This window comes from Agrobacterium sp. DKPNP3, assembly GCF_052686535.1.
In genome coordinates this window covers 1-19689 of record NZ_JBQYSN010000093.1, presented here as the reverse complement: position 1 = coordinate 19689, position 19689 = coordinate 1, and the positions used below count along the sequence as shown (strand labels likewise).

The following is a 19689-nucleotide window of genomic DNA, read 5'->3' as shown; positions in this document are numbered from 1 at the left end:
CAGGCGGCCGACCAGATGCGCACGCGCCCGCCGCTCTTTGCGCGGGCGATGAGCCCCGGCAGGACCTCGTCGCGAAGATGTTCGAAATGATGGTTTTCGCGGAAGAAGCGGGTGAAATTCGTCGTCAGGTGCGACAGCATTTCCCGACGCGGCTGCGCACCCTCCGGCGAAGAGACAAGCGCGCAATATTCGCGAAAGCCGGAAAGGCCGAGATTGCGAATATGTTTCGACAGGCGGGAATAGACCAGCGACGCCTTGGTGTCGTTGAGGTAGATGCCGGCATCGGCATAGATCATCGCCGCGATTTCCGACAGGTCGCGCCTCGTCAGCGGGTATTCGCCGCTGGCAAGAACCTCGTCGGGAGACTGGCGCTGGTCGCTGAAATTAAGTGCTGCCATGGATGATCCGCCTTCAACCTGTCGCCGCGAGCGACATTTCCTGCTTGAGTGGCTGCCCGCGCGAAGCGCTGACGATGGCGTCTACATCCAGAATGAGCGCAACGCGTCCGTCTCCGAGGATGGTGGCGGCGGCAATGCCCGGCACATGGGTATAGTTGGCTTCCAACGATTTGATGACGACCTGACGCTGGCCCTGGATGGCGTCAACCATCAGCGCACGCTGGCCGCCGCCTTCCGATTCCACCAGAAGCGCCACACCTTCGACCGGATCGGCCTGGGTCGGGCGGAAGTTCAAAACGCGGCCGACATCGACGAGCGGGCAGAAGGAGTTGCGGATGGATATCAACCGCTGGTTCGCGCCGAAGGAATGAATGTTCTTCGCTTCCGGCTGCAGGGTTTCGACGATCGCGGTCAGCGGCACCACCAGCGTCTGGCCGGCGACCGTTACCACCATGCCATCGAGAACGGCAAGCGTCAGCGGCAGGCTCATGGTGAAGGTGGAGCCGAAGCCGGGACGCGAGGAGATGTTGATACGGCCACCCAGCGCCTGAATGGAACGTTTGACCACGTCCATACCAACGCCACGGCCGGAAATGTCGGAAATCTTGTCGGCCGTCGAGAAGCCCGGCGCGAAGATGAGATTGTCGATCTCTTCATCCGTCAGGTTCGCATCGGCAGCGATCAGATCGTTGTCTATGGCCTTCTGGCGCACGCGCTCGCGGTTGATGCCTGCACCGTCATCCTGAAGCTCGATGAGAATACGGCCCGAGCGGTGCTTGGCCGAAAGCTTGATGGTGCCTTCCGGGTTCTTGCCCGCGGCTTCGCGCTTTTCCGGCGTTTCGATGCCGTGGTCGACGGCGTTGCGGATCATATGCGTCAGCGGCTCGGCCAGCTTGTCGATGACCGTCTTGTCGACTTCGGTATTCTCACCTTCGGTGACGAGGCGGATCTGCTTGCCGATCATGTCGGCGACTTCGCGGACGATACGCGACATGCGCTGGAAGACCGGCTTCACCGGCTGCGCGCGGATGGCCATCACGCTGTCCTGGATTTCGCGCGTTAGCTGTTGAAGCTCGTCGAGACCCATATTGACGGCAGACGTGCCGCTGGCGTCGTTTTCGATGACGCTCTGCGACAGCATCGCCTGATTGATGACGAGCTCGCCAACGAGGTTGATCAGGCGGTCGACGCGGTCGAGATCGACGCGGATGGTCTGGCCGGCGCTCGCATTCGCGGCGGCATTGGCGTTTGCCTGCGCCGCTGCGGCGGGCGCTGCCGCGGCTTCACGCTTTTCGATGGCGGCATTGACGCTCTGGGCGATTTGCGTCGTCGCGACCGCGGTCTCGACGGCTTCGGCAACGAAAGACGTTTGCGCCGCGACGCTTTCAAAAGCAGGCTGTTCTTCCGGTCCGCTATCGAGTGCTGAAAGGTCGAACGGAACCGGGATCATCGGCAGTTCTTCGGCCTCTGCGGTGGCCTCCGAAACGAGAGGCGCAATGTCGAGATCGCAATCCCACTCGGCGAATTCGAAGACGCTGCGGATACCCTCCTCGCCCTTTTCCGTGGTGATGGAAACAGTCCACGAGAAATAAGCGGCCTCCGGGTCCATCTTGTCGAGCGACGGCAGCGCCGACATGTCGCAATTGATGCTCATGTCGCCGACCCGCGAGAGATCACGCAGGAGAAGTGCTGCCTCATTGCCCTTGGAATAAAGCGACGCATGCGGCTTGAAGCTGATCTGGAAGGACGGCGCTTCCATCAGCGGCGTGGTTTCGTCGGCAAAATCCGAGAAGGAGAAAGGAATCGGCTCGAAACCGCTCTCATCCGTCGGCTTGGCCTTCACGGGTTCCGGCGCCTTGACGGCAACGGGAGCCGGCGCGGATGCCGGAACGGCTTCGCCGTTGGCCAAAGCCTCCAGTTCCTTGACGAGGCCACGGGTGCGGCTGTCATCGACACTTCCGCCGTCTCTTGCGGCATTGGTGAGGTCTGCCAGCACATCGGCGGAGCGCAGCATCACTTTCAGAACGTCCTGCGTCGGTTCCAGCTTGTTGGAGCGCACGCAGTCGAGGGTCGTTTCAAAGACGTGGGCGAAGGCCACGAGATCATCGAGACCGAAGGCACCAGCCCCACCCTTGATGGAATGAACGGCACGGAAAACGGCGTTGACGGTTTCCGGGTCACGGTCGCCGTCATTCAATTTAAGAAGCCCCGATTCCAGTTCGGCGAGCTGCTCCTCGCATTCCTGGAAAAAGATTTCCTTGATTTCGTTCATATCCATCGTGAAATGTCCCGTATCAGGCGGTTACGCGTTCAATGGCATCGATGAGTTTGGCAGGGTCGAACGGCTTGACGATCCAGCCGGTCGCACCGGCCTGGCGGGCGCGGTTTTTCTTTTCTGCATCGCTTTCGGTCGTCAGAACGAGGATCGGGATCGCCCGATATTTTTCGTTGCGACGCACACCCTCGATGAAGCCGAAGCCGTCGAGACGCGGCATGTTGATGTCTGTCACGATAACGTCGGGGTTGCTCTGCTCGAGTACTTCGAGGCCCTCAATCCCGTCTTCGGCCTGAATGGTTTCGAAGCCGGCATTGTTGAGGGTGACCAGGAGCATGTTCCTGATCGTCCGGGAATCATCCACGGTAAGGACTTTTTTCTTCACTTTTGCATCTCCTTCAGGAGCAAATGATCGATATCGACGCCTATCAGTTTCATGGTCTTGTCGAATGCGTCGGACACGCTGGCAAAGCCGAAGCGTTTGCCGTCCTCCTGCCAGGATTTGGCACCGGCCATCAGGACCTGCGCGCAGAGGGCGCCGATACGTTCCACCTCTGACGCATCCACCGACAGCGGTGCTCCCCGCAACGTCATCAGCTTGCCGTGCAGGGCCGATGCTTCGTTGAGGTCCAGCACCGGTGACAGTTTCAGCGTCGCCTCAGCTGCTTTTCTGGCTGCCATTACATGACTCCCTGACGTCTGAATTGTTGGTAATCCTGGCGGTAATCCGTGCGGCTATCCTCACGGGCGATAAATGATGACTGATGCCGATCCACACCGGCGGCGGCAGCGAAATGTTCCTGGCGGGCAATACGAAATTCGCGCACGGTGCGGCCGAGTTCCAGAATGACGGTGTGAAGCGCGTCCGCCTCGGAAGCGCTGGCGCCGCTTTCGGATGCATTGCGGGTTGCCTGCTGTTGCTGCTCAACGATATCGGCCGCGACGGATTGCAGTTCGCCGGCGTGACCGGTCGTGTGCCGCGATACTTCCACGATCATGTCGCTGATGCCGGAAACCTGCTGGACGACGCCACCGATTGCTTCCTGCGTGCGGTTGACCATGCGCACACCGCCTTCGACCTGGGTCTTGGTGGTGCCGACAAGGCTCTTGATCTCCCGTGCGGCATCGGCGGACCGTTGCGCAAGCGCACGGACTTCCTGCGCGACAACGGCAAAACCACGACCGCTTTCACCCGCCCGGGCCGCCTCTATGCCTGCATTGAGCGCAAGAAGATTGGTTTGGAATGCGATCTCGTCAATAGTGCCGATGATCCTGCCGATCTGCTCGGCCGACTGTTCGATATCGGACATGGCGTCGATGGCCTCGCCGATCGCCCGGCCGCTTTCGACCGCTGCGTCACGGGCGCTAGACACGGCCTTTTCGGTCGCCGCAATGCGAGCCCCGTTTTCGGCAACATTGCCGATGAGCCCCTGAATCGCGCGGGAGGTTTCGGCAAGGGCTTCGGCCTGCTGGCGTGAACGCTCGGCAATGGAACGGCCGATATCGGCAAAACGTCCGCTCAAGGCCTCGGCCTCGCCGACGCTGGTACGGGCCGCCGTCAACGACGCACCTATGGTCTCAAGCGCCGTGTTGAAGCTTGTCGCGACATCCCGGTAGGCATCGGGAACGTCACCTGCGACACGTGCCTGCAAATCGCCCGCCGCAAATGCCTTCAGCGCCGAACCGAGCAGGTTTGCCGCTTCGGCACGGTCATTATCGCGTTGCTCCTGCAACTCGCGGCCATGGCGCAGGCGCAACTCGTTAAAACGCAACGAGACGGCTATCTCGCTATCGACCATCACCAGGCGAACAACATTCTTAACGGCTTCGGCCAGCTCGCGGCTCTTTTTCCGGCCGCCCGGCAGGATGGATCGGGGTGCGTGTTCGGCGACCAGCCCGCCGACAAGATGTTCCAGAACGACGGCGTGGCTGGCGATCTGCCAGCGCGGGTCGAGACCCATGCGGCTGGCATTGTCTGAGAGAACCTTCACCCGCTCGGCGTAAAGCGCGTCGAACCGCGCATCCGTCAGCACGCTCCAGTGCGAGGATTGCAGATCGTGCAGGCGCTCAAGCTGGTTTTCGCTTTCGAACGACGGGGAACAGTCCGGCATGGACTGGAAACGGGTCATCACGTCGCGCAGGCCGGCCTTGACGTAAGGCTCCAGCATGCCGCGGTAGCTGCGCAAAAAATCGGATTGCTTTTCATCGAGACCGGCAAAGCGCAACCGTCCCGCCAGGCTTCCGCCTGGCGATCTGCGCGCTTGATCTGATGGCAAGTCCTGCCCCAACCGACGTCCCCAACACCATGACAGCCGGAAGAACCCGGCCAGATTGACCAAGGTTCAGAACGTCAGCACCCTCCAGGGATTTTTGAACGAACATACCCATCGCGGACGATGCGGCATCGACGCTTGCCAGACCTTCTTGAACCAAGAAACGAAATACCGGATCGGCACCGGTACGGCAGTGCGGCGTCATGCCTGGAAGGGGAGAGGCCCCATTCCGCCGTGGAAATACCACCAATCTTTATGGTTAATTCCTTGCTTGAAAGTTAAGAAACGGCGCGTTCCCGGTCAAACCGTAAAATTTGTAAAGTCTTTTAACAGCCCCCGCCCCGACTTTGCCGCAAACGGGCAAAAACGAAAAGGAATTGGCCGTTCAAGGCGGTTTTTCCGGCCTGCGTGCTGGACAAGCGCCGGTGGCTTCCCCTAAAACAAATCAACGGGATATTCGCTGAGCGGTGATGCTTTAAAGAGACCTTTTCGATCAAGGAGATGCCAACTTGCAATGGATGGAGAAAGGCCGCAGTTCAAGGCGCCATCCGCAAGTGCTGATCGGTCTCGTGGTCGCGAGCCTTCTCGTGATGATCGGCTTCCAGGCGCCATCGGGTATCAAGCCCCTTACGAAGTCCAGCCGCCTCGAGCGCATGCAGACCGTCGATCTCGGCCGTTCTCCTTCGCTTCGCGACAAACAGTGCGACAGCGACAGCAATTTCGGCTGCAGGGCCGGTAATAGTGTTGCCGGGTTTGACCAGACGGCATTTCCTTTGCCCGCAATGGGCATCGCCCGCGAGACCAAGGCGCGGCTCGTTGCTGTTGCCGTCGCGCCACAAGCGTCACGAGACTTTGCCAGCGTGGTACCACGCGCGCCTCCGCATCTTATGTACTAGTCATTCCGGCGATCATCGTGGGATTCATTGGGAATCCCGAAGGATTGGAGTCGTCGGAAATCCGCCGCAAGCTCCATTCCAGAGAGAAAACCGCCGCCGCATATGACACTTGCAACCATTCTACCATTCATTGTCGCATTGCCTTTCGTCGGCGCCCTCCTGACGGCATTCATGCCGCGCGAGGGTGCTGCCGCCGCTCCCGCATCCGTTGCGGGTGCGGTCGCCCTTTTCGGGCTGGTCAGCAGTATTTTCCTTTATACCAGCGTCAGCGGCGGCGCGGCCTTAAAATACGATGTCGAATGGCTACCGCAGCTGGGGTTGAACTTCACGCTCCGGCTTGACGGATTTGCCTGGATTTTTTCGATGCTGATTACCGGTATCGGCCTGCTGGTGGTCCTCTACGCCCGCTATTACATGTCGGCGGAAGACCCGATACCGCGCTTCTTTGCCTTTCTTCTTGCCTTCATGGGTTCCATGCTCGGCGTCGTCCTGTCCGGCAACGTCATTCTGCTTTCCATCTTCTGGGAAATGACGAGCATCTTTTCGTTCCTGCTGATCGGCTACTGGCACCAGAACGCTGGCGCGCGTGACGGCGCCCGCATGGCGCTGACGGTGACCGGTATCGGCGGCTTCAGTCTGCTGGCCGGATTGCTGATCCTCGGCCACATGGCCGGCAGCTATGACCTCGACAAAATTATCGAGGCAGGTGCGGCCATCCGCGCCCACCCGCTTTACCTACCGGCGCTCATCCTCATTCTCGGCGGTGCGCTGACGAAAAGCGCGCAGTTTCCCTTCCACTTCTGGCTGCCCAATGCCATGGCCGCTCCGACGCCGGTTTCCGCTTACCTGCATTCGGCCACGATGGTGAAAGCGGGCGTTTTCCTGCTGGCAAGGTTCTGGCCGGTGCTCGCAGGCACACCCGAGTGGTTCTGGCTGCTGGGTGTCGCCGGTGTGATCACCCTGCTGCTCGGCGCTTATTTCGCCATGTTCCAGCAGGACCTGAAGGGCCTGCTCGCTTATTCCACAATCAGCCATCTTGGCCTTATCACCACCCTGCTCAGCCTTGGCAGTCCGCTCGCAGCGGTGGCGGCCATTTTCCACATGGTCAACCACGCCACCTTCAAGGCCTCGCTGTTTATGGCGGCCGGCATCATCGACCATGAGACCGGCACCCGCGATATGCGACGCTTGAGCGGGCTTTACACCTATATGCCCGCAACGGCGACACTCGCCATGGCGGCAAGCGCGGCGATGGCCGGCGTGCCGCTGTTCAACGGCTTCCTCTCCAAGGAAATGTTCTTTGCCGAGGCCGTCGAGACCCATGCCGACTCGCTTCTCGACCGGGCGCTGCCCTATGTCGCGACGCTGTCGGGCGCCTTCGCCGTCGCCTATTCGCTGCGCTTCATCCACACGGTCTTCTTCGGACCCAAGCCCGTCGATCTGCCCAACCCCAATCCGCATGAGCCGCCACGCTGGATGCGCTTCCCGATCGAGTTCCTGGTTTTCGCCTGCTTGATCGTCGGTATCGTTCCGAGCCTGTCGATTGGTCCCTTCCTGCATTCCGCCGTGCTTTCGGTGCTCGGCGCGCAGACGCCGGTCTACAGCCTTTCAATCTGGCATGGCTTCAACCTGCCGCTGATCATGAGTATCGCGGCGCTGATCGGCGGCGTGGCGATCTACGCCCTCCTCGGCGGCTATTTCTCGCGCTGCGACGATGGCCCGCCTGTCTTCCGGCATTTACGGGGACAGCGCATCTTCGAGCGCATCATCGTCACCGTGTCCTGGAAATGGGCGCGGTGGCTGGAAAGCACGCTCGGCACGCGGCGTCTGCAGCCGCAGCTGAGGCTTCTCATCCTCGTGGCGCTTCTTGCCGGTTTCTCGCCGCTCTTCCTTTCTGAATTCTCCCTCTCGCTGCCGCGCGTCACGACCTTCGATCCGATCTTCGCTATTCTGTGGCTGATTGGCATGATTGCGGCCATGGGCGCCGCCTGGCAGGCGAAATATCACCGTCTCGCCGCGCTCGTCATGCTCGGCGTCTCCGGGCTTGTCACCTGCCTCACCTTCGTGTGGCTTTCCGCGCCGGATCTCGCCATCACCCAGTTGCTGGTGGAAATCGTCACCACGGTTCTCATCCTGCTAGGTCTCCGGTGGCTGCCGAAACGCTTCGAAAAGGTCGACAGCAGCGATGAACTGCCGGCGCAGCTTCGCCGCGCCCGCGACTTCCTGCTGGCAGCCGCCAGCGGTATCGGCATGTCCGTCATCGCCTATGCCGTGATGACGCTGCCGGTGCCGAATGCGATCGCCACCTATTTCCTGGAACGGGCCTATACCGAAGGCGGCGGCACCAATGTCGTCAATGTCATCCTGGTCGACTTCCGCGGATTCGATACGTTCGGGGAAATTGCGGTTCTGGCCATTGTGGCGCTTACCGTGTTTGCCCTGCTCCGCCGTTTCCGTCCCGCTCATGAAAGCATTGGCGTGCCGGAACAGCAGCAGTTGCAGAATGCCTTCGATGCCGAACGTCCCGACCGGAGCAAGGGCGATACGGTGCGCGACTATCTCTACGTGCCGTCCATCGTCATGCAGTGGATGTTCCCTGTCATCATCACCTTCTCGATCTTCCTATTCATGCGCGGCCATGACATGCCCGGCGGCGGTTTCGCGGCCGGCATCACCATGGCGATCGCCTTCCTGCTGCAATATCTGGCCGGGGGCGCGCGCTGGGCGGAAGATCGCATCCGCATCCTGCCATTGCGCTGGATGGGGTTTGGCCTGTTGATGGCCGCGGCCACGGGTATCGGCTCGTGGTACTTCGGCTACCCGTTCCTGACCTCCTATTTCCAATATACGGAAATACCCTATATCGGCAAAATGCCGACTGCTTCCGCCCTGCTGTTCGATCTCGGCGTCTTCTCGCTGGTCGTCGGCTCCACCGTTCTTATCCTGATAGCACTGGCACACCAATCGTTGCGTAACTACCGCGTTCGCACGCCTGACGCCGCAAAAGCGGAGGACGTGTAATGGAACTCATTCTCGCCATCGGCATCGGCATCATGACCGGCTCCGGCGTGTGGCTCATCCTGCGCCCGCGCACCTATCAGGTCATCGTCGGCCTGTCGCTGCTCTCCTACGCCGTCAATCTCTTCATATTCGGCGTCGGCGGCATCAAGACCAATGCGCCGCCGGTGCTGGTCAACGGCGTCGACAGTTCAACGCTGGCAGACCCGGTGCCGCAGGCGCTGGTGCTGACCGCCATCGTCATCGGCTTTGCCACGACCGCGCTTTTCCTCGTGGTGCTGCTTGCCGCGCGCGGCCTTACCGGCACCGACCATGTGGACGGGAGGGAGTCGAAATGATGTCGTTCCCCTTCCACATCGTGATCGCGCCGATCCTTTTGCCGCTGATTACCGCCGCGCTGCTGCTGTTCTTCGACGAGCGCCAGCGCGTGGCGAAGGCCGCCATCAGCTTTACCTCCACCGTGCTCCTGCTGGTGGTTGCGATCCTGCTGTTCCGCGAAGTGAATTCGACGGTCAATACCGAGATCGCCGCCGTCGTTTCGAGCGGGGTCTATCTGCTCGGCAACTGGCCGGCACCCTTTGGCATCGTGCTCGTCGCCGACCGGCTTTCCGGCCTGATGGTGCTGCTCACAGCGCTGCTTGCCATTCCGTCGCTGATCTATTCCATGGCGAAGTGGCACAAGTCCGGCGCGCATTTTCACTCGCTGTTCCAGATGATGCTGATGGGCGTCAATGGTGCGTTTCTGACCGGCGACCTCTTCAATCTCTTCGTGTTCTTCGAAGTGATGTTGGCGGCTTCCTATGGCCTCTTGCTGCATGGTTCGGGCCAGCAGCGCGTCAAGGCGGGCTTGCATTACATTGCCATCAACCTCGTGGCCGCGCTGTTCTTCCTGATCGGCGTCAGCCTGATCTATGGCGTCACGGGCACGCTGAACATGGGTGATCTTGCCCACCGGATAGAGGGGCTGAACCCGGACCAGCGCATGCTGCTCGAAACCGGCTCCGCCATTCTCGGTATTGCCTTCCTGGTCAAGGCCGGCATGTGGCCGCTGAATTTCTGGCTCCCCTCCGCCTATGGTGCAGCCTCCGCCCCGGTTGGCGGCCTGTTCGCCATCATGAGCAAGGTCGGCATTTATGTCATCGCGCGCCTGTCCTTCCTGCTTTTTGGACAGACAGCCGGGGAATCCGCCGGCTTTGGCCATGATGCGCTGCTCGTCGGCGGCATCGCCACCATCATCTTCGGAGCGATTGGGGTTCTGGCATCGCAGGCGTTGGGAAGGCTTGCCGGCTTTTCGGTTCTGGTTTCCTCAGGAACGCTGCTCGCCGCCATGGGCACCGGCAATCCGACAGTGGCGGCCGGCGCGCTTTATTATCTCGTGAGCTCCACCCTCACGATCAGCGCCTTTTTCATGCTCATCGAACTTGTCGAGCGCGGCCAGGACGCGGGTGCGAACGTTCTTGCCGTGACCATGGAGGCCTATGGCGAAGGCGAGGAGGAAGAGGAAGAAGAGGAAGTCGGGGTCACCATGCCCGCGACCATGGCGGTGCTCGGCGCCTGCTTTGCCGCCTGCGGCATTCTTCTTGCCGGCCTGCCACCGCTATCAGGCTTCATTGCCAAGTTCTCGATGCTCACGGCAATCCTCAACCCATCGGGTCTCGGTGCCAACGACAGCGTTTCCACGCTCTCCTGGTGGATCGTCTTCCTGATCGTCTTTTCCGGTTTCGCCTCACTGATCTCGATGACCCGAGCCGGCATCCGCACCTTCTGGGCGTCCATCGAGGGCACCGTGCCGCGTGTGCTCGTCATCGAAATCGCGCCGATCATGCTGCTGCTCGCCCTCACCCTTGCCATGACCGTGCAGGCCGGGCCTGTCATGCGTTACATGCAGGAGACGGCGCGCATTCTGGATTTGCCGGCGAGCTATATTCAGGGCGTCATTTCTGCACCACGAGCGGGCACCAATCCGGAGGCAGAGCCATGATCCGCCGTCTCCTTCCCTATCCGCTGCTGACGCTCTCACTCATCATCTTCTGGATGACGATCAACAGCTTTTCCCCCGGCCATCTGCTGCTTGGCACCGGCGTCGCGCTCATCGCGTCCTGGTCGATGGCGTCGCTGCGTCCAGCCAAGCCGCGCATCCGCAACTGGCACAAGCTCGCCTATCTGATCCTGATCGTGCTTTACGACATCATCAGATCCAATTTCGCTGTTATGACGATCATTCTGTTTCGGCGTGACCGCGACCGTACATCCGGCTTTCTGGCGGTGCCGCTCGACATCCGCGACCCGATGGCTTTGGCCGTTCTGGCGACCATCCTGACCTCGACGCCGGGGAGCGCCTGGCTCGAATATAATTCCAGCCAAGGCACGCTTCTGCTGCACGTTCTCGACGACGTCGACGAGGCCGCCTGGATTAGCCTTATCAAGAACCGATATGAAAAACTGCTGATGGAGATATTCGAATGAGTTCGATTATCCTTTTCTGGTCCTTTTCACTAGCGCAGCTGATGCTGGCCATCGCCATGACGATCTCGGTCTATCGCATCGCCATCGGCCCCCGCGCGCAGGACCGAGTGCTGGGCATGGACACGCTCTATGTCAACGCCATGCTGCTGCTGCTGACCTTCGGCCTGCGCACCGGCAACGATATCTATTTCGAGGCATCGCTGCTGATCGCCATCCTGGGCTTCGTGTCCACCGTGGCCCTTTCAAAATTCCTCATGCGTGGCGAGGTGATCGAATGATCGAAGCTCAAGAATTCCCGCTCTGGGCCGCGATCGCCGTGGCTTTCTTCGTCCTCCTCGGCGCCTCGCTGACGCTGATCGGTTCCATCGGCTTTGCAAAGCTAAGCAGCTTTTACGAGCGGCTGCATGCCCCCACACTCGGCACCAGCTGGGGCACCGGCGGCATCGTCATGGCCTCCATCATCTATTTCTCCGTCTCCGGCGGCCGCTTCGCTTTCCACGAGATCTTCATCGGCATCTTTATGACGGTGACGACGCCGGTTTCCCTGATGCTGCTCGGGCGGGCAGCACTTTACCGGGACCGGGCGGAGCAGAATACGGATAACCGGGAGCATTTGTAATTGCTCAGGTCGATGTTGAAGCAATGACCTTGCGAAAAGTGAGGGAAATCCTTCAGCTTCGGACGGTCTTTACCCCGTTCACAATATCCGATTTGCGAGCCGAAACTTCATGGGTCCAATCAAACCGGCCGGAGTCCATGGGCAGGCCGCCCGATCGGGGCTGAAGCACTCGGGGCTGAAGCACAACGCATGTGCCGGTCCGCGCAGATCGCGAAAACATTTCGCAAGCGGATAGAAGGCTTATCAACCCGACTGCATCATCGAAACATGGGACACAGTCGACATGCGCGCTGATGCCCCGCCCCGGAAAATATTCGTTCGCGATAATCTGATCAGGCAATTTCCCGCAGCTGCCGTCCCTCACCAATCTTTTGGCGAACGCGCCCGGCCATGGCGGCAAAGGCCCAGATAGGCATCCGGGGTGACTGCGCGCTCTGTAATTGGCCCCAGATACCGGACAGGATCAGGTTGGGATCGTTTGAGTGGCCTGCCTCACTCGCTCGGAGATTTCATTGACCGTGGCCTCATCGCCAGTGATGGAAAGGCCAATATAGGTTTCTGCCTCTATGATAATTTCTTGGTCAGCCAATCGCGCCTGAACGGTCTCAATTTCCTGCGAACCAGCAACGGACCAATTCCGACTTTCGACTGAAGCACCGAGCTGCTCCATAACATCCATGACCGTTGTTCGTAGGGTCTCATTGTATTCCGGACCGAATATCACAGTTACTCTCATCAAATTCCTCCAATGAACGAGGCTGGCGTATCTTGTCGGCCAGGAATTCCTTTGGCGAGCGGTAGCCGCGAGCTTTGCGAGGGTTAATGCGATTGTAGTGATAGAACCAGACTGGCAGTGGGTCGATGACGGTCTGGACACCGGGAGACTTAATGGTGCCCGGAGGCGGATTTGAACCACCGACACGCGGATTTTCAATCCGCTGCTCTACCAACTGAGCTATCCGGGCACTTCAGGTCCTTGAAGAACCTCCGCTTTTCGCGGTCGGGGCTATTTGCGCCCCGAAAGTGAGCGGGGTTATAACATCTTGTTCGAACATGGCAAGCGCCATCGCAAAGTTTTTTGACAGTTTTTTCAAACTGCCTGTGGATGGGATAAACATTGCATTTGGACCGCATCACCGGCGGCCTGAATGCGCGGCCCCACCTCCAACAGGCTAACGGATGAGACCACAATGCTCGGGACGGAAAGGTCCTGCGTTAGGCGTCCTCGCTTCGCCGCGCCGCGAAGCCCAACGCGAACGGAACGACTGCGACGAGTGCCGCCATGACCGGTGACGTGGCGAATATACGGCTGGCGAGCGACGTGACGGCCACGGAGCGTACGACGGTCATCAAACGGGAATTTTCCCGGTCGCGCTCGTGCTTTGGGTGTTCGTGCTCCCGACGGGGGTGACGGGCAGCCTCCAGCCGCTTGAGATCGCGTCTGATCTTGTCGACTTGCCGACGCAGTTCATCGAGTTCGGCCCTTACCGCAGGGTCGATGGCATCGGCGGCGCTGTTGCTTCGTGCGGCGGATGTCTCTGTCTTCTCTTCTGCGGCGACAGCCTCGGCCTCTTCGTCCAATTCGGCGAGTTCATCATCGAGGTCGGAAGGCTTTTCAAAACCGTGGGATCGCAGTGGCGCTTTCATGGCTGTCTCCTGAGACGTGCTTATTGCTTGGGGCGGGCGTTTTCTGCCCTGTCCTGCCAGTCAACGCCTGAGCCGGGTAAAGGATGCACGGAAAGCGGCAGTGCCAACATAATAAAACAGGCCCCGAAGGGCCTGTTCAAAAATCCTGCCTTGACCGTCGATCACGCGGCCTTGGCCGCGCCGGCATAGGGATCGAAGCGGCCGTAGAAGGTTTCACCCTTGGCGGCCATATCCTTCAGCAGCGGCGTCGGCCTGAAGCGCGGGCCATAGGTCTCGCTGAGCTTTTCGGCGAGCGCCACGAAGCTCTTCACGCCCATGCCGTCGATGTAGGACAGCGCACCGCCGGTATAGGGCGCAAAGCCGAAACCGAGGATGGAGCCGACATCGGCCTCCCGCGGATCGGTGACGATGCCTTCCTCCACCGTGCGGGCGGCTTCCAGCGCCACGGTGACGAGGAAGCGTTGTTTCAGCACCTCCATATCCACGTCTTCAGGCTTCTGCTGCGGATAAAGATCCTTCAGGCCCGGCCAGAGGGATTTTTTGGCGGGCTTTGGCGGGTAGTCGTAAAAGCCCTTGGCGTTCTTGCGGCCGAAGCGGCCTTCGCCTTCCACCAGCTTCTTCACGAGCTCCATATGACGCGGATCGACGGCCTTTTCGCCGAGATCGGCGACGGTGGCTTTGAGGATCTTGTAGGAGAGATCGATCGCTACCTCGTCGTTCAGCGCCAGCGGGCCGACCGGCATGCCGGCAAATTTCGCGGCATTTTCGATCATGGCGGGCGGCACGCCTTCGATCAGCATATCGTAGCTTTCCGCCATGTAACGCAGGACGCAGCGATTGACGAAGAAGCCGCGCGTATCGTTGACGACAATCGGGGTCTTCCTGATCTTCGCCACGTAATCCAGCGCGACGGCGATCGCCTTGTCGCCGGTTTCCTTGCCCAAGATGACTTCCGTCAGCATCATCTTCTCGACCGGCGAGAAGAAGTGGATGCCGATGAAATCGGTCGGACGCTTGGAGTTCTTTGCCAGCCCCGTGATTGGCAAGGTGGAGGTGTTGGAGGCGAAGATTGCGCCTTCGGGCAAAACGGCTTCCACGGCTTCGATGACGGCCTTCTTCACGTCGCGGTCCTCGAACACGGCTTCGATGACGAGATCGGCGTCGGAGAGTGCGGCGTAGTCGGATGTGGGCGTGACGAGGTCGAGCAGGGCCTTGCCTTCATCCTGCGTCAGCCTACCCTTGCCGATGGCGGCCTTGACGCTTTCCTCGCAATGGCCCTTGCCCTTGTCTGCGGCTTCCTGATCGCGATCCACCAGCGTGACGGGAATACCCGCCGCGGCGGTGACGTAAGCGACGGCCGCCCCCATGAAGCCCGCGCCGACGACGCCGACCTTCTTGAACTCCGTCTTCGGCTGGCCGGCAGGGCGGCGTGCGCCCTTGCCCAGTTCCTGCATGGAAATGAACAGCGAGCGGATCATGCCGAACGCTTCCTTCGAGCGAAGGATTTCGGTGAAATAGCGCTGCTCCACCTTCAGCGCCGTATCGAAGGGCAATTGCAGGCCTTCATAGACGCATTTGAGGATGGCGAGTGCCGCCGGATAGTTGCCGGCGCTCTCGCGGCGCAGGATCGCGGGGGCTGCGGGCCAGAGCTGGGCAGCCGCAGGAGTCCAGATGCCGCCGCCGGGGGCCTTGAAGCCCTTTTCATCCCAAGGCGCGACGGGCTTCAGACCGTCCTTGATCATCTGCTTTGCGGTTGCGACCAGCTGATCCGGCTCGACCACCTGGTGCACCAGCCCCATGGCCTTGGCGCGCGCACCGGTCAGCGACTGGCCCGTGGTCATCATCTGCAAGGCGGATTGTGCATCGGTCAGGCGCGGCACACGCTGGGTGCCGCCCGCACCTGGGAAGATGCCGACCTTGACCTCCGGTAGCGCCATCTTGAGGTTCTTGGCGCTGGAGGCCACGCGGCCGTGGCAGGCGAGCGACAGCTCGAGCGCGCCGCCCATGCAGGTACCGTTGATCGCGGAGACCCAGGGCTTACCGTTGGTCTCAATCTTGCGGAACAGGCCATTCATCCTGCCGACAAGATCAAACAGCTTCTGTGCCGCTTCGTCCGGGTTCTTTGCCTTTTCCTCATGGTAAAAGGAGAACATCGATTTGATCATCGAGAGATCGGCACCACCGGAAAAGGTGCTCTTGCCTGATGTGAAGACAACGCCTTTGACCGCAGCATCGGCGACGGTGGCATCAACGACGGCGTTCAGTTCCTCCAGAACCTCCGACGTGAAGACATTCATGGATTTTTCCGGCATGTCCCAGGTGACGAGGGCAATGCCGTCTGCATCCGTCTCGATGGTGAAATTGGTGTAAGTGCTCATTTGGGATTCCTCTTCCCTGAATCGTAATGGCCGCTTCGCGTTACGCATCATCCTCGGGCTTGACCGGAGGATGACGGAAGCGGGCTGTAGCCGCTGTCTCAGACCCGCTCGATAACCGTCGCCGTGCCCATGCCGGCGCCGATGCAAAGCGTGACGAGCGCGGTGTTCAGATCGCGCCGTTCCAGTTCATCCAGCACCGTGCCGAGGATCATCGCGCCGGTTGCACCCAGCGGATGACCCATGGCGATCGCGCCACCGTTGACGTTCATCCGATCATGATCGATGCCGAAAGCCTGCATGTAACGCAGGACCACCGCGGCGAAGGCTTCGTTGAGTTCGAAGAGATCGATATCGGCAAGCGACATGCCGGTCTTCTTCAGAAGCTTTTCGGTCACATCCACCGGGCCGGTCAGCATCAGCGCGGGGTCGGAGCCGATATTGGCGAAAGCCTTGATGCGGGCACGCGGCTTCACGCCCATTGCCTCGCCGCCCGCCTTCGAACCAACCAGCACGGCGGCAGCACCATCGACGATGCCGGATGAGTTGCCGGCGTGGTGGACGTAGTTGATGCGCTCCACTTCCGGGTGGGCCATGATGCCAACGGCTTCGAAGCCACCCATTTCACCCGGCATCTGGAAGGACGGGTTGAGCGAGGCCAGCGCCTGCATATCGGTGCCGGGGCGCATGTGCTCATCGCGGTCAAGGATCGTCAGGCCGTTCTGGTCCTTCACCGGAATGACCGATTTGTTGAAATAGCCGTTTTCCCAGGCATGCGCGGCGCGCTTCTGGCTTTCGACGGCATAGGCATCGACATCGTCACGGGAGAAGCCGTATTTGGTGGCGATGAGATCGGCCGACACGCCCTGCGGCATGAAGTAGGCCGGAAAGTTTACCGAGGGGTCCATGTACCAGGCGCCACCGGACATGCCCATGCCGACGCGGGACATGCTTTCGACGCCGCCGGCGATGACGATATCATCCGAACCGGCCTTCACCTTGCCGGCCGCGAAGTTGATGGCGTCGAGACCCGAAGCGCAGAAGCGCGAAATCTGCATGCCCGGGGCCTTATTGGAATAACCCGCCTCGAAAGCGGCAGCTTTGGGGATCACCGCGCCAGCATCCATGACGGGATCGACGCAACCCATGATGATGTCATCGACAGCGGACGTGTCGAGCCCATTGCGGTCGCGGATGGCTTCCAGCGTCTTGGCGGCCAGGCGAACGGAAGGCACCTCATGCAGGCTGCCATCCTTCTTGCCGCGTCCGCGCGGGGTGCGGACATGGTCGTAGATAAATACGTCGGTCATCAATTCTCTCCCTGCGGCGTCTTGAACGCCAGATGTCTCAGAATGCTTCTGCGGCCAGTTCCATCGTGGTGTCCGCGCCGGTTTCGATGCGGGCTTTGCGCAGCGCCGTCTCCGGCATGATGCGCTCCATGTAAAACTTCGCCGTGACAAGCTTGGTCTTGAGGTAATCTTCGTCCGAAGCGCTGCCTGCCGCAAGCGCTTCGCTTGCCGCTTTCGCCATACGCGCCTGCATGTAACCCAGCACCACGATGCCGAAGAGATGCATATAGTCGGTCGAACCGGCACCGGCATTGTCGGGCTTGGCCATGGCGTTCTGCATGAACCACATGGTTGCGGCCTGAAGGTCGTTCAAGCCCTTCTTCAGACCCTTGGTGTAGAGGGTCAGCTTTTCGTCGGCGCGGTTTTCCTCACAGAAATCACCGATTTCCTTGAACAGCGCCATGACTGCGCGGCCGCCATTCATGCCGAGCTTGCGGCCCACCAGATCGAGTGCCTGAATGCCGTTCGCCCCCTCATAGATCATGGTGATGCGCGCATCGCGGACATATTGGCTCATGCCATGTTCTTCGATGTAGCCATGGCCGCCGAAGACCTGCTGGGCCATCACGGCGTGGTCGAAGCCCTTGTCGGTCAGCACGCCCTTGAGGATCGGCGTGACGAGACCGAGCAGGTCGTCTGCCGCCTGCCGCTCCTTCTCATCGGTGGAGCGATGGGCGATATCGGATTGCAGCGCCGTCCACAAAAGGAAAGCGCGGCCTGCCTCGTTATAGGCCTTGATGGTCATCAGCGTGCGGCGGATATCCGGGTGGACGATGATCGGATCGGCCTTTTTGTCCGGGAATTTTGCGCCGGAAAGCGAACGGCCCTGAATGCGCTCTCGGGCGTATTCGACGGCGTTCTGATAGGCAATCTCGCCAACCGAGAGCCCCTGCAGGCCGACGCCGAGGCGGGCTTCGTTCATCATCACGAACATGGCCGAGAGGCCCTTGTTTTCCGCACCCAGCAAATAGCCGGTCGCGTCATCATAGTTCATGACGCAGGTGGCGTTGCCGTGAATGCCCATCTTGTGTTCGATCGCACCGCAGGTGACGCCGTTGCGCTCGCCCGGCGTGCCGTCTTCCTTCACCAGGAACTTCGGTACGATGAAGAGCGAAATGCCCTTGGTGCCCTCAGGCGCGCCCTCGATGCGGGCGAGCACCAGATGGACGATGTTATCAGTCATGGAATGTTCGCCGGCCGAGATGAAAATCTTTTGACCGGAAATCTTGTAGCTGCCGTCAGCCTGTGGCACGGCCTTGGTGCGCAGCAGGCCGAGATCGGTGCCGCAATGGGGTTCGGTGAGGTTCATGGTACCGGACCATGTGCCACCAACCATATTCGGCAGATAGGTTTGCTTCTGCTCCTGCGTGCCGTGCACTAAAATCGCAGCGATCGCGCCCTGCGTCAGGCCGGGATACATCATCAGGGACAGGTTGGCGGACGACATATATTCGCCGATTGCCGCATGCAGCGTATAGGGCAGGCCCTGACCGCCAAACTCCGGCGGCACGGCAAGACCGATCCAGCCGCCCTCGCAATAGGCGTCATAGGCTTCCTTGAAACCATCCGGCACGGAGACGGAGCCGTCATCGGCGCGCTTGCAGCCCTGCTGGTCACCGGAAAGGTTAAGCGGGAAAAGCCGCTCTTCGGCAAGCTTTGCCGCTTCGCCGGTGATTGCCTCGATCATGTCAGGCGTCGCATCCTCGAAGCCGGGCAGGTTATTATACCGCTCCAGGCCGAGAACGTCATTCAGGATAAAAAGCGTGTCCTTAACTGGGGCCTTGTAAACAGGCATTACCGATGTTCCTCCGCATCGTGGGCGCCGGAGCCAATCCGGCCGATATGACGTGACAATATTTGACGTGCGCGTAAACGTCAAACAGATTTCGGCGGAATATTGCCAAGGCGTGTTACGCATTACCCCGCCCATCGGCCTCGGGCCGGTCAGGCACGGCAAAAGTTAAAAAATTCCGACCATAGTTAACCACTTCTTTACCACGTTTCGTGAATTCTCCGGACAGAGGTAACTGCTTCGTTCGGCGGCGCAATTTCCTCGATGGGGGCAAATACCGGCTCAGGAACTGCTGCATGTTGCGGCGATGACGTGATGGGACAGAACGTCGCGACAGAAACCGGGCACGGCGGGCGGAAGCGAAGCGAGCGAGAAGATGAACGGATTGCGATCGAAAACCCAACAGCCAGGCGACAGGTCGTCCCTTGATGCTCTCAATCGCACCATTGAAGGCCTTGAAGCCCGTATCGAAGGGCTGATGAGCCAGAAGTTTCCGCGCGACCCGCGGTCTGCGAGCGCGCAGCCGGTGGAGAAGAACGACGCCCCTGCCGCGCCGCGTGAAGTCCGCGCGAGCGTGACCC

17 protein-coding genes, 1 tRNA gene and 1 pseudogene are annotated in these 19689 nt (G+C 60.4%); 8 read left to right on the top strand and 11 right to left on the bottom strand.

Annotation, left to right across the window (positions count from 1 at the left end; genetic code table 11):
- From cheR to ACUTJJ_RS20580, 5 genes and pseudogenes are all read right to left on the bottom strand, one after another.
- Positions 1-398: pseudogene (gene cheR, locus ACUTJJ_RS20600) on the bottom strand (protein-glutamate O-methyltransferase CheR); the annotation flags it as partial.
- Between the two features lie 13 nt (positions 399-411).
- Positions 412-2676 carry a chemotaxis protein CheA gene (locus tag ACUTJJ_RS20595; protein ID WP_445543266.1) on the bottom strand — a complete coding sequence of 755 codons (2265 nt, stop codon included), beginning with the start codon at positions 2674-2676 and terminating at the stop codon, positions 412-414.
- A 16-nt stretch (positions 2677-2692) separates the two neighbouring features.
- A complete protein-coding gene (cheY1, locus tag ACUTJJ_RS20590; protein ID WP_003493773.1) occupies positions 2693-3058 on the bottom strand; it encodes a chemotaxis response regulator CheY1 in 366 nt (121 codons plus the stop codon).
- Positions 3055-3354, bottom strand: coding sequence for an STAS domain-containing protein (locus ACUTJJ_RS20585; protein WP_144575891.1), 300 nt, complete (start codon positions 3352-3354; stop codon positions 3055-3057). Before ACUTJJ_RS20585 ends, cheY1 begins: the two co-directional genes overlap by 4 nt.
- The gene (locus tag ACUTJJ_RS20580) at positions 3354-4949 is read right to left on the bottom strand and encodes a methyl-accepting chemotaxis protein (RefSeq protein WP_445543265.1); all 1596 of its coding nucleotides are present in this window, start codon (positions 4947-4949) and stop codon (positions 3354-3356) included. The genes ACUTJJ_RS20585 and ACUTJJ_RS20580 overlap by 1 nt, the downstream gene beginning before the upstream one ends.
- A gap of 515 nt (positions 4950-5464) precedes the next feature.
- On the opposite strand from ACUTJJ_RS20580, the gene ACUTJJ_RS20575 reads away from it, so the two are divergent.
- The 7 genes from ACUTJJ_RS20575 (at position 5465) to mnhG (ending at position 11945) form a co-directional block, all read left to right on the top strand.
- Positions 5465-5842 (top strand): hypothetical protein, encoded by a 378-nt coding sequence (locus ACUTJJ_RS20575; RefSeq protein ID WP_445543267.1) that lies wholly within the window; start codon positions 5465-5467, stop codon positions 5840-5842.
- 102 nt (positions 5843-5944) lie between these two features.
- Positions 5945-8863: a monovalent cation/H+ antiporter subunit A gene (locus ACUTJJ_RS20570; protein ID WP_445543264.1), complete on the top strand. Its 2919-nt coding sequence runs from the start codon at positions 5945-5947 to the stop codon at positions 8861-8863.
- A complete protein-coding gene (locus ACUTJJ_RS20565) occupies positions 8863-9198 on the top strand; it encodes a Na+/H+ antiporter subunit C (RefSeq protein WP_003493763.1) in 336 nt (111 codons plus the stop codon). Before ACUTJJ_RS20570 ends, ACUTJJ_RS20565 begins: the two co-directional genes overlap by 1 nt.
- Positions 9195-10841 carry a monovalent cation/H+ antiporter subunit D gene (locus ACUTJJ_RS20560; protein WP_063949665.1) on the top strand — a complete coding sequence of 549 codons (1647 nt, stop codon included), beginning with the start codon at positions 9195-9197 and terminating at the stop codon, positions 10839-10841. The genes ACUTJJ_RS20565 and ACUTJJ_RS20560 overlap by 4 nt, the downstream gene beginning before the upstream one ends.
- Positions 10838-11326 (top strand): Na+/H+ antiporter subunit E, encoded by a 489-nt coding sequence (locus tag ACUTJJ_RS20555; RefSeq protein ID WP_063949664.1) that lies wholly within the window; start codon positions 10838-10840, stop codon positions 11324-11326. The genes ACUTJJ_RS20560 and ACUTJJ_RS20555 overlap by 4 nt, the downstream gene beginning before the upstream one ends.
- On the top strand, positions 11323-11604 hold the full coding sequence (locus ACUTJJ_RS20550; RefSeq protein ID WP_004439850.1) for a K+/H+ antiporter subunit F: 282 nt from the start codon (positions 11323-11325) through the stop codon (positions 11602-11604). Before ACUTJJ_RS20555 ends, ACUTJJ_RS20550 begins: the two co-directional genes overlap by 4 nt.
- On the top strand, positions 11601-11945 hold the full coding sequence (gene mnhG / locus ACUTJJ_RS20545) for a monovalent cation/H(+) antiporter subunit G (protein ID WP_063949663.1): 345 nt from the start codon (positions 11601-11603) through the stop codon (positions 11943-11945). Before ACUTJJ_RS20550 ends, mnhG begins: the two co-directional genes overlap by 4 nt.
- 463 nt (positions 11946-12408) lie before the next feature.
- Here the strand turns inward: mnhG and ACUTJJ_RS20540 are convergent, their stop codons facing one another.
- From ACUTJJ_RS20540 to ACUTJJ_RS20515, 6 genes are all read right to left on the bottom strand, one after another.
- Complete coding sequence (locus tag ACUTJJ_RS20540; RefSeq protein ID WP_445543263.1) at positions 12409-12681, bottom strand: hypothetical protein; 273 nt, start codon at positions 12679-12681, stop codon at positions 12409-12411.
- 153 nt (positions 12682-12834) lie between these two features.
- Positions 12835-12910, bottom strand: a tRNA-Phe gene (locus tag ACUTJJ_RS20535).
- Positions 12911-13160: 250 nt separating this feature from the next.
- A complete protein-coding gene (locus tag ACUTJJ_RS20530) occupies positions 13161-13592 on the bottom strand; it encodes a hypothetical protein (protein ID WP_445543262.1) in 432 nt (143 codons plus the stop codon).
- A gap of 161 nt (positions 13593-13753) precedes the next feature.
- A complete protein-coding gene (locus tag ACUTJJ_RS20525) occupies positions 13754-15970 on the bottom strand; it encodes a 3-hydroxyacyl-CoA dehydrogenase NAD-binding domain-containing protein (protein ID WP_445543261.1) in 2217 nt (738 codons plus the stop codon).
- Between the two features lie 98 nt (positions 15971-16068).
- Complete coding sequence (locus tag ACUTJJ_RS20520) at positions 16069-17277, bottom strand: acetyl-CoA C-acetyltransferase (protein WP_445543260.1); 1209 nt, start codon at positions 17275-17277, stop codon at positions 16069-16071.
- A gap of 37 nt (positions 17278-17314) precedes the next feature.
- Positions 17315-19111: an acyl-CoA dehydrogenase C-terminal domain-containing protein gene (locus tag ACUTJJ_RS20515; protein WP_209085497.1), complete on the bottom strand. Its 1797-nt coding sequence runs from the start codon at positions 19109-19111 to the stop codon at positions 17315-17317.
- A gap of 373 nt (positions 19112-19484) precedes the next feature.
- On the opposite strand from ACUTJJ_RS20515, the gene ACUTJJ_RS20510 reads away from it, so the two are divergent.
- Positions 19485-19689: hypothetical protein (locus tag ACUTJJ_RS20510; RefSeq protein ID WP_445543259.1), on the top strand; the 205-nt coding region annotated here is incomplete at its 3' end.

What these genes read in the sequence shown, in the direction of transcription:
- mnhG (WP_063949663.1), top strand. Translation starts at nt 11,601, where the DNA reads ATGATCGAAGCTCAAGAATTCCCGCTCTGGGCCGCGATCGCCGTGGCT.
- ACUTJJ_RS20565 (WP_003493763.1), top strand. Translation starts at nt 8,863, where the DNA reads ATGGAACTCATTCTCGCCATCGGCATCGGCATCATGACCGGCTCCGGC.
- ACUTJJ_RS20595 (WP_445543266.1), bottom strand. Translation starts at nt 2,676, where the DNA reads ATGGATATGAACGAAATCAAGGAAATCTTTTTCCAGGAATGCGAGGAG.
- ACUTJJ_RS20520 (WP_445543260.1), bottom strand. Translation starts at nt 17,277, where the DNA reads ATGACCGACGTATTTATCTACGACCATGTCCGCACCCCGCGCGGACGC.
- ACUTJJ_RS20560 (WP_063949665.1), top strand. Translation starts at nt 9,195, where the DNA reads ATGATGTCGTTCCCCTTCCACATCGTGATCGCGCCGATCCTTTTGCCG.
- ACUTJJ_RS20530 (WP_445543262.1), bottom strand. Translation starts at nt 13,592, where the DNA reads ATGAAAGCGCCACTGCGATCCCACGGTTTTGAAAAGCCTTCCGACCTC.
- ACUTJJ_RS20550 (WP_004439850.1), top strand. Translation starts at nt 11,323, where the DNA reads ATGAGTTCGATTATCCTTTTCTGGTCCTTTTCACTAGCGCAGCTGATG.
- ACUTJJ_RS20540 (WP_445543263.1), bottom strand. Translation starts at nt 12,681, where the DNA reads ATGAGAGTAACTGTGATATTCGGTCCGGAATACAATGAGACCCTACGA.
- ACUTJJ_RS20555 (WP_063949664.1), top strand. Translation starts at nt 10,838, where the DNA reads ATGATCCGCCGTCTCCTTCCCTATCCGCTGCTGACGCTCTCACTCATC.
- ACUTJJ_RS20570 (WP_445543264.1), top strand. Translation starts at nt 5,945, where the DNA reads ATGACACTTGCAACCATTCTACCATTCATTGTCGCATTGCCTTTCGTC.
- ACUTJJ_RS20575 (WP_445543267.1), top strand. Translation starts at nt 5,465, where the DNA reads ATGGAGAAAGGCCGCAGTTCAAGGCGCCATCCGCAAGTGCTGATCGGT.
- ACUTJJ_RS20525 (WP_445543261.1), bottom strand. Translation starts at nt 15,970, where the DNA reads ATGAGCACTTACACCAATTTCACCATCGAGACGGATGCAGACGGCATT.
- ACUTJJ_RS20515 (WP_209085497.1), bottom strand. Translation starts at nt 19,111, where the DNA reads ATGCCTGTTTACAAGGCCCCAGTTAAGGACACGCTTTTTATCCTGAAT.
- ACUTJJ_RS20585 (WP_144575891.1), bottom strand. Translation starts at nt 3,354, where the DNA reads ATGGCAGCCAGAAAAGCAGCTGAGGCGACGCTGAAACTGTCACCGGTG.